The organism is Longimicrobiaceae bacterium (genome assembly GCA_035936415.1).
GTDB lineage: Bacteria > Gemmatimonadota > Gemmatimonadetes > Longimicrobiales > Longimicrobiaceae > JAFAYN01.
In genome coordinates this window covers 1-11,490 of sequence record DASYWD010000220.1, presented here as the reverse complement: position 1 = coordinate 11,490, position 11,490 = coordinate 1, and the positions used below count along the sequence as shown (strand labels likewise).

Sequence of the window (11,490 nt, the reverse complement as noted above, 5' to 3'; positions counted from 1 at the left end):
GGGCCCACCGGCGGCACGCGCGGCCGGGTGTACCGGGCCACCGGGCCGAGGTGGAAGCCGGCCGCTTCGCCCGCGCGGAGATGCAGCCGCGGCGCGAGGAGCAGCTGCCTCTCGCCGATCCGGTACCGGCCCTGGTCGCCTTCCGCGCCGGTCTCGTTGCCGAAGCCGTGGAAGCGCGTCACCTCCACGTCCGAGACGCGCACGAACGCCTCCAGCCGCGTATCGGAGCCGACGCTCCGGAAGTCGCCGCGCGCCTCCACGCCGAAGCGCCTGATGGCCGGCGCATACAGCCCCCGGAGCCAGACGCGCCGCGCGTACGGCTCCCGCCGGAAGCCGTAGCGGGTCGCCACCGGGCCGCCCCCCACCACCACCCCTACGTTGGACTTCCACCCGGCCCAGGGGGCGAAGTCCGAGCCCTCTTCGCCCCAGTCGCGGTACGCGCGCACCCCGGTGAGCGTGACGGAGTCCGCCGGCTCCCGGAACGGGCGCCGGTCCACCCTGGTCCCCGGCCCGGCGACGAAGCGGTTCTCCCCGCGGTGGTCGTAGAGCGCGGTCCCGCCGCCGCCGCGGACGCGCGACGAGTCCACCAGCACGTCGTCGCCCCCGCCGCCGATCACGCGCACCCCCACACTCCGCCCCACGTCGCCCCGGACGACCGCGTGGTCGCCGCCGCCGCGCAGGTAGACGCGGACCTCGCGCGTCTCCCCGCGGTGGAAGGTCCGCCGGAAGTACGGCTCCGGGGCGCGGGCGCCGGTGTCCGGGTCGCGCCGGTAGAGGCGCACCTCCACCACGCCGCCCTCCAGCCGGTCCACCGCGGCCACCTCCGGCTCGTCGGTGGCGTGCACGTCCACGTCGCTGGCGAGCTGCGCGTAGAACTCGGCCGCCACCCCGGGCAGCCGGTCGCGGCGCGCGCGGAGGATGCGCCGCATCTCCCCTTCCCTGTGCGCCCGGTACTCGGGCGGGATCCGCGCCAGGGCGGAGTCGATCACCTCGTCCGTGAGCCGCTCCCGAAGCGCGGCGGCGGTGGAGTCCCACACGGCCCTCGGCAGCTCCGCGAGGAGCCGCCGGTCGAGCGGCGTGGCGTGCACGGTGAGGCCGAACACGTCGGGGTACTCCGACCGGAAGCGGATCATCCGCGGGAACGCCTCGCGGGCCACGGCGATGACGACCCCGCGGTGGTCCACGAAGGCGTTGTCGCGGTCGCGCGGGACGGGGTGCCACAGGTGCACCCCGTCCACGTCGAAGCGCGCCCAGCGCCATTGGTCCTCGTGCCGGTCCCAGTCGCCCAGGAAGAGGTCCATCAGGCGGGCCGTGAGGAAGGCGCGGCTCGCCACCCGGTGCGCCGGGCTCTCCTCGAGCAGCTCCAGCATCCGCCCGGTCCCGGACACGCGCACCGCGCCCCTGAACCCGCCCTCTCCGTCCTCGCCCCCGTCGGGGCGCTCCTCCAGCATCCCCAGCATCCCCGCGTATCGCTCGCGGTGCTCCCCCAGGAACGGGTGGTCCGGCATGACGAAGAGCCGGGGGGCCGCGTGCAGGACGCCCGCGGCGTCGAGGAGCGGCGGGACGGCGAGGGCGGCGGCGGGGTGCTTGGCGGCGACCTGGTCCTGGACGATCCACGCCGCGAGGGTCCCGCGCATCTCGGGCCCGAACCCCTGGGACACGTCCTTGTCCACGGAGCGGAAGACGTACTCGCGCCCGTCGGCTCCCTGCATCCGGAGCGACCGGGTGGAGAAGCCGCCCCCCTCCCGCAGCACGGTGAGCCCGCCGGCGAAGGTGTCCGGCTCCAGCACGGGGACGCGCACCGGTGCTGTCCACAGGTCGCGGTAGCCGTGCCCCAGCAGGAAGGTGTGGAGCGCGCCGGCCCGGTAGTGCTCCCCGGCCACCACGGTGGCCGAATCGCGCTGGGCGGCGAGGTGTGTGGGAACGCACGCCAGCAGCGCTGCGCACAGGAGCGCTGCTCTGCGAAGGGCCGGGCGCCCCGCGGTGTGGTGGATCATGGCGCCCGGAGGGGGCAAGGATCGTTCCGGTGCGGGCGGGTCCAGGTGGAGGCCGGGGGGCGGCGGCGCGGCGGGAATGCTTTCTGCGAACCGGAGGGGCGAAGGACAAACACTACAAGGGAGGGAGCAATGAACTGGCTGCTGATTTTCGCTATCGCGCTCGTGGTTCTCTGGGTGGCCGCGGAGGTGCTCGGGTGGGTGCTCGGGGCGGCGCTGCACCTGCTCTGGATCGCGGCGCTCGTGCTGCTGGCGGTCTGGGTGGTCGGGAAGATCCGTCGACGAGTGTGAAGACGACGAGCCGGTCCCGCGGATGCGGGACCGGCTCGTTTTATCGGAGGGAAATGCCCGTGGCTTCAGCCCGCACCCCTGGCCGGCGCGTCGAGAGTGCAGCAGGCACTTGTCCGCCCCTCCCGATCCGCTCCAAGCCGCTCAACCCGAGAGACTCAGCCGCCGGTGAATCTGCTTCGCCCGGCGCATCCTGTACTGGTAGGCCTCGCCTCCCCTACCCTCGGCAAGTACCCACCCCCGCGCTCCGATCTCCGGCAGGCCGGCCGTGACCTCCGCGGAGGCGCGTACCCTCGCCCACCGATGATCCCGATCGTGCCTGCTCGGCCGGCCCGGCACCGTGGCCCGCCGCCGTTGCCATTTCGGGGCGTTGCCTACCGGGTCCCGGGGCGGAGGCGTCAATGCGGTAACTTGTGGGCGCGCCGCGGAAATTGCGACGTTTTTCAACCATACATATTGAGGACGCGACTAGCTAACTGCCTGGGAAGGACGTATGTTGGGCAGACCAACCCGCCATATCCGCACCCCCAAGTCAGGAGATTTATCCATGACCCGTATCCGCCTTCCGCTCGCCGCCCTCGCCATCTGCCTGCTGGCCGCCTGCGAATCCGCCGCGCCCACCGCGCCCGTGCAGCTGAATACGGAGGCGGCCGCTGACACGATCAGCCGAGGAGGCACCCTCCTCGGCTCCGGCAACTAACGCACGAACTGGCAGGCCGGGGACTACGCCCCGGCCTGCATCGCTGTCAGGCTCTCGACGAGTCCTGATGCGAGGGATCGCGCAGTCCGCTCCTCCTGTGGGTTTGCGGGCTCCGGTGGCGTGTCCAAGTAGCGGTGGAGTCGGATGGATTCCAGAAGCGCCGGAATAACCGCCGCCTGGTCTGCCTCCTCCCGGACGGTAGCCGCTTCCCCTGCGAGCGTCGCTGCCTCTTTGGCATCCTGCCAGCGCCTGAGCCCCGCAGCACCCCGCGCGAGGTTCGTGAACACGCCGGCTGGGACGCCTCCTGTACCGGCGCTCTCGATCAGGTCCCACAGCTCGGAGGCCACTCGGGTGTAAGCGCCGGCCTGCCCCTCCGCGCCTGCGCAACGCGCGAGATTGCAGCCAACGAGAATGCGGTCCACCGGCCTCTGGAAGTGGGGCAGCACCGCCTCGAATACCTGCAGCGCCCGCCCGAAATGTCCCCGCTCCATCCATAGGCCCGCCACGTCGTGCGCCAGTCGGGGGAGCCGCCGGTGTCCCGCTCGCATCCGCTCGAAGGCTTCGCCCGCAAACCGCTCCGCCCCGGAGTAGTCCTCCGTGTAGACGGCCACGGTCATCAGGTCGTGCAGGATGTCCCCCTCGAGAAGGCGGAGCCGCTTCCGCCCGCCCTGGATCCGGCCCCGCGGCCGCTGGGCCGCCTGCAGCGCCTTGGAGAGCGTGGTGCGCGCTAGGGAGAAGTCACCCCGCTGCGCGTGCAGGTTGCCCAGGCTGTTCATCGCCCGGGCGAAGAGATACCACTGGCCGTGCTTGCGTCCCAGGCCGCCCGCGTGCTGCAGCCACGCTTCCGCCGTCGGGTAGTCCACCCGCCGCCGGGCGAGGACGCCCACCCGGTACGCCGCGGCCACGTTCGCCGGGTACGCTACCGCCGCCACGCGCGCCCACGCGATCGCGACTCCCGCGTGCCCCTCCGCCTCCGCCCAGGCGGATACGGCGTCGCACGCGCGGCTCAGCACGGGCGCGCGAACCTCCCCGGGTGCGCTGCGGACGGCCGCGATCTCCCGGAGCGGCTCGGCGAGCGCCTCGAGGATCGTGACGCGCTCCAGCTCGGCCACGAGGTCCGCGGAATCGCCCCCGGCGAACAGCTCGGCGCGCTCCGCCGGGTGGGTGCCCGCCCAGAGATGCGCGGCGCGGTAGAGGACCAGCAGGAGCCCACCCAGCGCGCCTGGGATTTCGTGCACGTTCACCCAGCCGGGGAAGGGCTCGGCGGGGGCGGGCAGGAGCAGCGATCGGGGGCGGTACATGGCGGCTACGGGTGGAGGGGCGACAGGGAGCGGCGCTGTCCCGAAGTATACGCCGGGCGACGGGGGCGCACCAGGGACAACCTGACGGCTTGTTCGCCGCGTAAGTCACCGCCGCGCTCGCAGATGCGGCGATCTGCCCCGCTCCTTACGGCTTACCTGGCGCGGGTTGAGGAACTCGGGTAGACGACACTCTCGGCTTGACGAGACTCACCGAGCGCGAGCCCCGGCCGGCCGAGCATGCCGATGCGGCTCCCGCCGCTCGCCCGAACGCAAGGGCACGACGGCGGCACGAATAAGGCCGGGCGTGGGTGCATCCAGGGCACTCACTCCATGCGGCCGATGGAGCGGCCCCCGCGCACTAGCGAATCCCCTCTCGAAAATGATCTGGTGACTAATCGCGCACGAAAGCCGTCTGACTGCAGCGGCGGAAGCAAACGCCCCCTGGCGCGGTGCGATTTACTCACTTTCGAGGAGGATTCTGAATGCTTCGTCTCAGATCGGCTGTACAGTTCGTAGTCGTCGGCGTCCTATCGCTGGCAGGAGCGGCGTGTAAAGACATCGCAGCACCCGTAGCGACTCCTGGCGACCGTGCCACTGCCACTATCAGCACGGCCTCCGCTGAAGGCCAGCACCGTGGGTGGACAATCGATCACGAGTTTGCTCGGATCGCCCGGGAGGAAATCCCCGGATTCGCCGGGTACTTTGTTGATGAGGCCGGGCGCTTTACGATTCAGCTAAAGAACCCCGGACAGGGAGACCGCGCCATTACGGCCATCTCCAGGGCGTTTGCTCGGCAGGCGGCGCGCGGGGTGCCGAGCCCGGACGTCGCATCTGCTCGGATCCTGCAAGCGAGGTACGACTACACCGAACTGACGCAGTGGCGCGATCGGGCCCGGCACGTGCTCGGCCTCTCGGGAATCCATAGCCTCGCGATTGATGACGTGCGGAATCGCCTCCAGATCGGAATCGAGCGGGAGGCCGACCGTTCCAGGGCCGTGGCTCAGCTGGCGATGCTCGGGATCCCCTCTGGGGCGGTTGCGGTGGAGGTCCGCGAGCGAGTTGTTCCTGCCATTGACCTCCCATCCACCCAGTCGACCGTGAGTCCGCAGTATATCGCCCCTGGGGATTCGGACGGTGGGGGGGGGACGGGGGGGGCCGTGAAGACACTCGAGGATCCGTATTACCGGCCGCTCGTCGGAGGCCTGAGGATCTGGTGGTATGATGATAGTGTGAATAAGTACTTCCCCTGCACGTATGGAGTCAACGTAAAGGGGAGATACTTCACTGCGCCCCAGTTCGCGACGGCCGCCCACTGCTCCAAGATCTTCGGATTCTCGGATGCAACACGCATGTACCAGGCGGAGCTCAACTACGGGCAGGTCGCAAACGGGGTCATGATCGGGTACGAGCGCGAGGATCCCGCGTACTCCTCGGCACCTTCGAGTCAGGGGCGTCCGTGTACGACGGGGCGGTGTCGGAACAGTGACGTGGCCCTTTCGGTGCTCCAGACCTTCGACTTCGAGTTTGGGAAGATCGCGAAGACCCAAGTCCCCCACCGGTACGAGGGCTCAAAGGTGATCGCAGGCCGATTCAGGATTGTTGCGGCGTATGAGGTTCCGTTCGCTCCCCCCTACACCGGAATGCCCCTGGACAAGGTTGGCGCTACGACGGGGTGGACCAACGGGACGGTCTCGACCCCGTGCGAAGACGTCACATATGAGATTAAGGGGTGGCTGTATACCTTTTTCTGCCAGACACGCGTGAGTGCGGGTGCGGCATCCGGGGACAGCGGAGCTCCTGTCTTCCGGAGGGGAGATTTCGACGACGTGTACTTCTACGGGATCCTCACCGCCGGAACCTCAGCCTCGTACCTGTTCAGTAGCTACCAGAACATCCTGGCAGACGAAATCAGTATGAGTGTTTACCAGAAACAGTAGCGTGCCGGTTCCCTGAGGCGCGGCCAGGGGTGGAATCCTGGCCTCCGACCGCACTCCCGGCCGATTTCCGAGACCGAAACCCATAGCAGGATGATGGCACATGATCCCGAGGTTCAGGTTCCGGCAGGGCTCTCTGCCCGCACGATGCACAGCCGCCGTGGGGCTCATCGCGGCGGGTTGTGTCCAGCCAGCAGACCCCCCTGCGCGGGTGGACGCCCGCCCTGCCGTTGGGGTGGAGGCTGACACGGTCGTCGTCCGAACCGCGAACGACGAACTGACCGGGACGGTCGTGGCGACGTACACCAATCGAACGGACCAGCCGGTGTACCTGGGCACCTGCGGCAGCTCCTCCCATCCGGGCTTCACGATGGACAAGGAGGTCGAAGGCAGCTGGGTGCTCAGTTACGACCCGGTCTGCGCATTAGACGCCGGCCCGCCGTTCGAGGTACTGCCGGGCGAAGCGCGCACCGACACCCTGCGGTTGTGGGACACCCTCCGCCCCAACTCTCTCCGCTACTTTCAAAGTCCGGAGGTCTCCGGGACCTACCGCATCGTATACCAAGTATACGGTTGCTGCAATTCGCCGCCGGGTGGGGCAGTGCGGCTCGGTTCCCGGCTTCCGCGTGAGGAGCACGTTTCGGAGGCGTTCCGGATTGCCCTGGCGAATTAGCATCCGACCAGCGGATTTGGAACTGCGCCAGGGGTTCCCACCGTTGGTGAGCGCGGCTACGGAGTGGACTCGTGGGCACCGGTGAATGGGGACGGGAAGAAGGTGGCCGCAGCCCTCTGGGCCAATGCAAGGCGCGACCGTCGCAAGTACGAGGCATTTGGTGGGACGTTCACCCTCGCTGATGTTCAGGGTAACCCCATCGTTGGGGACTTCGCCTTCACCGTAGCGCAGGCCTGAGCTGCACCCATTCAGCCGGATGGCAAGGCCGCCCCCGCTCCGGCACCACCTTCCCCGCCGGCCAGATCAGGAATCGGCCACGCTCTCCGCCCCGTGAACGCAGGCATCCATACCATCTGAAACTCCGTTCGTCCCGACGCCGTAGTATCCCTCCGGGGAGGGCGCGATCTTCTCCCCGCAAGACGAACTCGAGAACGCCGACGCGACCCCTGTCCTCCCTGGCGGGCACGGCTGAGAGTTCACGACGACGGCTCATTCCCGAGGCACGGATCGTCCGCGACAGTTCGGATCCTCGTCCCCTCCACCCTTGGAAGCACCCATGACTACTCGCTCAGCACGCACCCCCCGGATCCTGCTCGCCCTTTCCTGCAGCCTCCTTTTCGGCACCGGGCTCGCTGCACAGGAGGCCGCCGCGACGGCGCCGGCCGCGCAGGAGGCACCCGCGAAGAAGAAGGCCCGCGTCGACCGGAACAAGCTCACGAGGGAGGAGATCAGCAGCGCGGCGCAGACGGATGCGTACTCGGTCGTTCAGGCCCTCCGTCCGAACTGGCTCCGGGTCCGCGGCGCCTCGTCGATGAGCCGTCCGGTGTACGTCCGGGCGTACCAGGACGGGATTCCCATGGGCGGCGCCGAGTCGCTCCGCCGTATCCCCCGGGATGCCCTCCGGGAGATCCAGTTCCTGGACGGGACGGCAGCCACACAGCGGTTCGGGACCGACCACTCGGCAGGCGCCATCCTGGTCCGCACGGGCGGCTGAGAAACAAGAGGGGGGAAGCGCCCCCCCTCGTGCTGCAACCGCTCCAGGCGGCCCGTAGGGAGATGACCGCGGCCCCGCACCTCCCCGGTGCGGGGCCGCTCTGCGCTCCCCAGGCACATGCCACGTAACCCGTAACCCGTCGTCTTCCATATAGTTACGCTGCACCGTGCGGCACTGCTCCTGCGATCCCGTGGCCCTCCCGTGCCGCCACTCACGACCAGGCAGGACGATGCCGGGGCCCGGGGGGAAGCCACCTGCCGAACCCGCAGACGACACCTGACAGACGGGGGAGAGACGATGCGATCCGACATCGAGGGAGCACCCGCACCGAGCGCAGAGCAGCTCCTCGACCGCATCCGCGCCCAGGATCTGGCCGCGCAGATCCGGATGCTCGACGGGCTGCTGGCGTGGCTGGAGGGGTGGAACATCGACTGGACGGATCCCGGCGAAGTCGAGCTGCTCGGAGTGCCCCGGCATTCGCCTGCGGACATGCTTGAGATCCTGGTGCGCGCGCTGTCCGGGGGAGCCCTGGCGCGGATCGAGGTCGACGTGCCGCCCGGCGCGGGCGAGCAGCTCCGGTTTCAGATGCGGCGGAGCGCCTGAGGGCCAGGCGGCGTACCGTCCATCCGCTCCACTGGGAGCCGCGCCACGCGCACGCTTCACCAGAGCAGCTCCGGCTCGTCGGGGAGGTTCTCCGGCGGGGCGCGAGCAGGAACCGGTTGCGCATGACCCGCCGGTGCTGTAGCATGTGAAATGCCGCACCCGTGCGGGGACATCCACCCTTCTTCCTGTCCCCCACACCCCTCCTGACCACCTGACGTCGCACACGGATGCAGCGGTGCTCCGCCGCACTCCGCCGATGTGGACGCGGTCAACCGAAATCCGAACAGGCCGGCACCCGCCGCCCTTCCTCCCGCGATCGAATGGCCCTCATGTACTGCCGCGAGTGCGGCAAGCAGGTCAGCAGCGAAGCCCCGGCGTGCCCGCACTGCGGCGTGCCCCAGCCGGTCTTCGTCAATGGCGCCCCCACGGCCGCCCTGGCGCTTCCCGGGCCCGTGCCGGTTCACGTGGTGAACGCTCCCAGGCACAGCTCCGGCCTGGCGGCGGTGCTCAGCTTCTTCATCCCCGGCCTCGGCCAGCTCTACAAGGGGAGCGTGGGTGCCGGCATCCTCTGGTTCTTCGCCGTGGCGATCGGGTACGCGGCGCTGATCCTTCCCGGCATCATCCTGCACATCTGCTGCGTCATCAGCGCGGGGAGCCGGTCATGAGACGAGGGGCCATTGCGACTCGGGCACGCTGGTAGAGGAGGGCGTGCGGATGAGCACACGCCGAGAAGCCGTGTCGAAGCGTAACTGGGCGCTCCTCGCGGGCGCAGTGGTCTGGACCGTGGTCGCGTACCGGATGGAATGGCCCCCCTCCTCGGGGGGGCCGCTCGTCCGGCCGGAGAGCCGCTGGGTGATCCCAGCGCTCGCGGGCTGGGCATTCTGCTTCCTGTTCTGGGGCCGGCGAACCACGTAGCCGCGTCCAGCAGACCGTCGCAGATGCGCGGGTAGAGGAGGGAGGGCCATGTGGGATGCAACCGGATCGAACCCAGGAGGCACATCGTGAGCAGCGACGGGGAGGCGCCGAGGGATCGCCTGTCGAGCCTGAGGCAGAACCATGAGACGAACCGTGCGATCCTGAGGAAAGCCGGGATCGCCGAGGAGACGGTTCCCCTCGTGTCGTGCCGAGGATGCGGACACCTGGACAGCGCCCTCTTCTGGACGCCTCGTACGCATCTGGATCATACGCTGCACCTCCAGTGCCCCTCCTGCGAGAACCAGGAAGTTCACTACCGCCTCGACCGCGGGAGCATCTCCTACGTCCGTCAGCCGTTCAGCTTCTTGCGGAATCCCTTCCGGCTTCGGCTGGAGGAGGCGCTCATACTCCTCCTTCTCACGGTTGCGCTCGTGTCTGTGGCACTCCTGGGCTTTCGCGAGCCCACGCGCCTCAGCGCCCTCCAGGTGGTCTCCGCCGTCCAGCGAAGCTTGGTCGGCCAGACGGCCTCGGAGGAGAGCCGCACTTCCCCGACCGGCTGGTGGGCGCGGATGTTCGAAGAGGAGGACAGGCCTCTCCAGATCCCGCCGGTGATCTACCTGAGTGCGGGAGACCGCCGCAGCGACCTCATGGCTCTGGCCGAGCACGGGGATTCGGTCGAGGTGACGTACAACGAGCAGCGCGACGTCACCCTCGTGACCGTCCCCCGAGGCGCCGGGCGGTTGCACGACGTGCTGGTGGAGAAGGGTTGGGCCCAGAGGTAGCCGAAGTCGCGCGCCAGGGGGCTACCCCACTTCCGTTTCAGGAGGTGATGTGACGGCCGGATCCAGACGCATGGTCTGCGACGCCTGCAACCGAGACTTTCCGCCCCGCGAGGGCGGCGTGTGCTCCTCCTGCGGACGAACCCTGTGCGGCTGGCATCTGGCCGGTTGGAAACACGTCCTGTTTCCCTTCTGGCCGTCAGCATCGACGCCGTGCTGCGTCGACTGCCGGCGAGCGGGGCGCCAGCGGCGGCGCAGAGGGGATGAGCGTCGGACGGGGGAGCACGTGTCTGCGGGTGGGGCCCAGGGTGCGGCGCAGAACAGCAGCAGGACCAAGAGTATGCGTCTGTTCAGGCACGTTCTCGTGATCGGGGCTCTCGCTGCGTGCAGCCAGGGGAGCGGGGTACCTCCTGGTGTTGATTCGGGCGTCGCCGACGAGCATACGAAACAGAGACAGACCGCGTATCTCGACTCCCTCCGGCGTGATGCTGCCCGTCGGAAGGAACAGTCGCGGATGCGCGTGCTCGATGAGCCTCCGAACCTGGTGGGAACTGTCCTGCAGGTTCCCGAGGTGAGCGGCGGGCGGGAGCTGCTGGTCGAAGGCGCGCGGCCGGATGGTGCCCCATCGGCTGACGGGGATCAATTCAGAGTAGTGCTGCAGGAGGAAGGCGCGGTGTGGCGGCAGAACCGAGAACCACTGCCTCTCGATTCGCTCCGTCCGGGAGACCATGTGGTCCTCTGGGCCGCCAGCGGGTCCGTTGCGAAGTTCCCCGTCCGGCCCGCGACACTGCCGGTGCGCGCTATCATGCGCCTTGATCAGCCACTGCCCGGACGCAGACCCGCATCACCCACTTCGCGACCAGCCGCCTGACGATTGCGCTGCAGGCGAGCCCCGGGCTGGGCGCTGGCCGGCCGACGCAGGGCCCGCGTGGGCCGCATGCGGCTCGTTACCGGCGGAACGCCAGCCCGGCGCCGCCGCTGCGTTCCGGCACGCTCACCGCGGCGGCGGAGCCCCCGGCGTCCACATCCACCTCCAGGTCCGCCGCGCTCCCGTCCACCATCGCGGAGAGCATCCACAGCACGGCGACGACGGCCAGGATTCCGAGCAGCAGCGCCAGCCACACGAATCCCCGCCGCTGCAGCATGCCCAGGTCGGCCATGGTCTCCCTCCTTTCCGCTGTCGTGTCCCTGTCCATCACGTCGTTTCGGTGTCGGAGACGGCGCGCAAGATCCAGTCCGATCCAGCCGCATCCAGGCGGCTTCCGGGCGCTCGGCCGGGAACGGCGAAACAGGCGGCCCCGCGCGAGAC

General features: G+C 69.4%; 12 protein-coding genes. 9 read left to right on the top strand and 3 right to left on the bottom strand.

What is annotated here, in order from left to right:
* A partial coding sequence (locus VGR37_08795) for a hypothetical protein (GenBank protein ID HEV2147488.1) occupies positions 1 to 2,015 on the bottom strand: 2,015 nt, incomplete at its 3' end.
* Positions 2,016 to 2,126: 111 nt separating this feature from the next.
* Between VGR37_08795 and VGR37_08790 the strand changes: the two genes are divergently transcribed.
* Both VGR37_08790 and VGR37_08785 read left to right on the top strand, forming a co-directional pair.
* Positions 2,127 to 2,285, top strand: a complete 159-nt coding sequence (locus VGR37_08790; protein ID HEV2147487.1) for a hypothetical protein — start codon at positions 2,127 to 2,129, stop codon at positions 2,283 to 2,285.
* A 544-nt stretch (positions 2,286 to 2,829) separates the two neighbouring features.
* Entirely contained in the window at positions 2,830 to 2,982 is a 153-nt protein-coding gene (locus VGR37_08785) for a hypothetical protein (GenBank protein HEV2147486.1), read from the top strand.
* 23 nt (positions 2,983 to 3,005) lie between these two features.
* Here VGR37_08785 and VGR37_08780 read toward each other — a convergent pair whose 3' ends face one another.
* Positions 3,006 to 4,283 carry a hypothetical protein gene (locus VGR37_08780; protein ID HEV2147485.1) on the bottom strand — a complete coding sequence of 426 codons (1,278 nt, stop codon included), beginning with the start codon at positions 4,281 to 4,283 and terminating at the stop codon, positions 3,006 to 3,008.
* Positions 4,284 to 4,765: 482 nt separating this feature from the next.
* On the opposite strand from VGR37_08780, the gene VGR37_08775 reads away from it, so the two are divergent.
* The 7 genes from VGR37_08775 to VGR37_08745 all read left to right on the top strand — a co-directional run bounded on the left by VGR37_08775 (position 4,766) and on the right by VGR37_08745 (position 10,184).
* The gene (locus VGR37_08775) at positions 4,766 to 6,220 is read left to right on the top strand and encodes a hypothetical protein (GenBank protein ID HEV2147484.1); all 1,455 of its coding nucleotides are present in this window, start codon (positions 4,766 to 4,768) and stop codon (positions 6,218 to 6,220) included.
* 232 nt (positions 6,221 to 6,452) lie between these two features.
* A complete protein-coding gene (locus VGR37_08770) occupies positions 6,453 to 6,890 on the top strand; it encodes a hypothetical protein (GenBank protein HEV2147483.1) in 438 nt (145 codons plus the stop codon).
* A 556-nt stretch (positions 6,891 to 7,446) separates the two neighbouring features.
* On the top strand, positions 7,447 to 7,884 hold the full coding sequence (locus tag VGR37_08765) for a hypothetical protein (protein HEV2147482.1): 438 nt from the start codon (positions 7,447 to 7,449) through the stop codon (positions 7,882 to 7,884).
* A gap of 297 nt (positions 7,885 to 8,181) precedes the next feature.
* Positions 8,182 to 8,487 (top strand): hypothetical protein, encoded by a 306-nt coding sequence (locus VGR37_08760; GenBank protein HEV2147481.1) that lies wholly within the window; start codon positions 8,182 to 8,184, stop codon positions 8,485 to 8,487.
* Between the two features lie 320 nt (positions 8,488 to 8,807).
* A complete protein-coding gene (locus VGR37_08755) occupies positions 8,808 to 9,152 on the top strand; it encodes a hypothetical protein (protein HEV2147480.1) in 345 nt (114 codons plus the stop codon).
* A 70-nt stretch (positions 9,153 to 9,222) separates the two neighbouring features.
* Positions 9,223 to 9,402 (top strand): hypothetical protein, encoded by a 180-nt coding sequence (locus VGR37_08750; GenBank protein HEV2147479.1) that lies wholly within the window; start codon positions 9,223 to 9,225, stop codon positions 9,400 to 9,402.
* 50 nt (positions 9,403 to 9,452) lie between these two features.
* Positions 9,453 to 10,184, top strand: a complete 732-nt coding sequence (locus VGR37_08745) for a hypothetical protein (GenBank protein HEV2147478.1) — start codon at positions 9,453 to 9,455, stop codon at positions 10,182 to 10,184.
* 944 nt (positions 10,185 to 11,128) lie between these two features.
* Here VGR37_08745 and VGR37_08740 read toward each other — a convergent pair.
* A complete protein-coding gene (locus tag VGR37_08740) occupies positions 11,129 to 11,341 on the bottom strand; it encodes a hypothetical protein (GenBank protein HEV2147477.1) in 213 nt (70 codons plus the stop codon).
* Between the last annotated feature and the right edge of the window lie 149 nt (positions 11,342 to 11,490).

Bases quoted from the DNA above. Each gene is read 5' to 3' on its own strand.
- VGR37_08780 (HEV2147485.1), bottom strand. From the start codon at position 4,283: ATGTACCGCCCCCGATCGCTGCTCCTGCCCGCCCCCGCCGAGCCCTTC.
- VGR37_08740 (HEV2147477.1), bottom strand. From the start codon at position 11,341: ATGGCCGACCTGGGCATGCTGCAGCGGCGGGGATTCGTGTGGCTGGCG.
- VGR37_08765 (HEV2147482.1), top strand. From the start codon at position 7,447: ATGACTACTCGCTCAGCACGCACCCCCCGGATCCTGCTCGCCCTTTCC.
- VGR37_08755 (HEV2147480.1), top strand. From the start codon at position 8,808: ATGGCCCTCATGTACTGCCGCGAGTGCGGCAAGCAGGTCAGCAGCGAA.
- VGR37_08760 (HEV2147481.1), top strand. From the start codon at position 8,182: ATGCGATCCGACATCGAGGGAGCACCCGCACCGAGCGCAGAGCAGCTC.
- VGR37_08785 (HEV2147486.1), top strand. From the start codon at position 2,830: ATGACCCGTATCCGCCTTCCGCTCGCCGCCCTCGCCATCTGCCTGCTG.
- VGR37_08775 (HEV2147484.1), top strand. From the start codon at position 4,766: ATGCTTCGTCTCAGATCGGCTGTACAGTTCGTAGTCGTCGGCGTCCTA.
- VGR37_08790 (HEV2147487.1), top strand. From the start codon at position 2,127: ATGAACTGGCTGCTGATTTTCGCTATCGCGCTCGTGGTTCTCTGGGTG.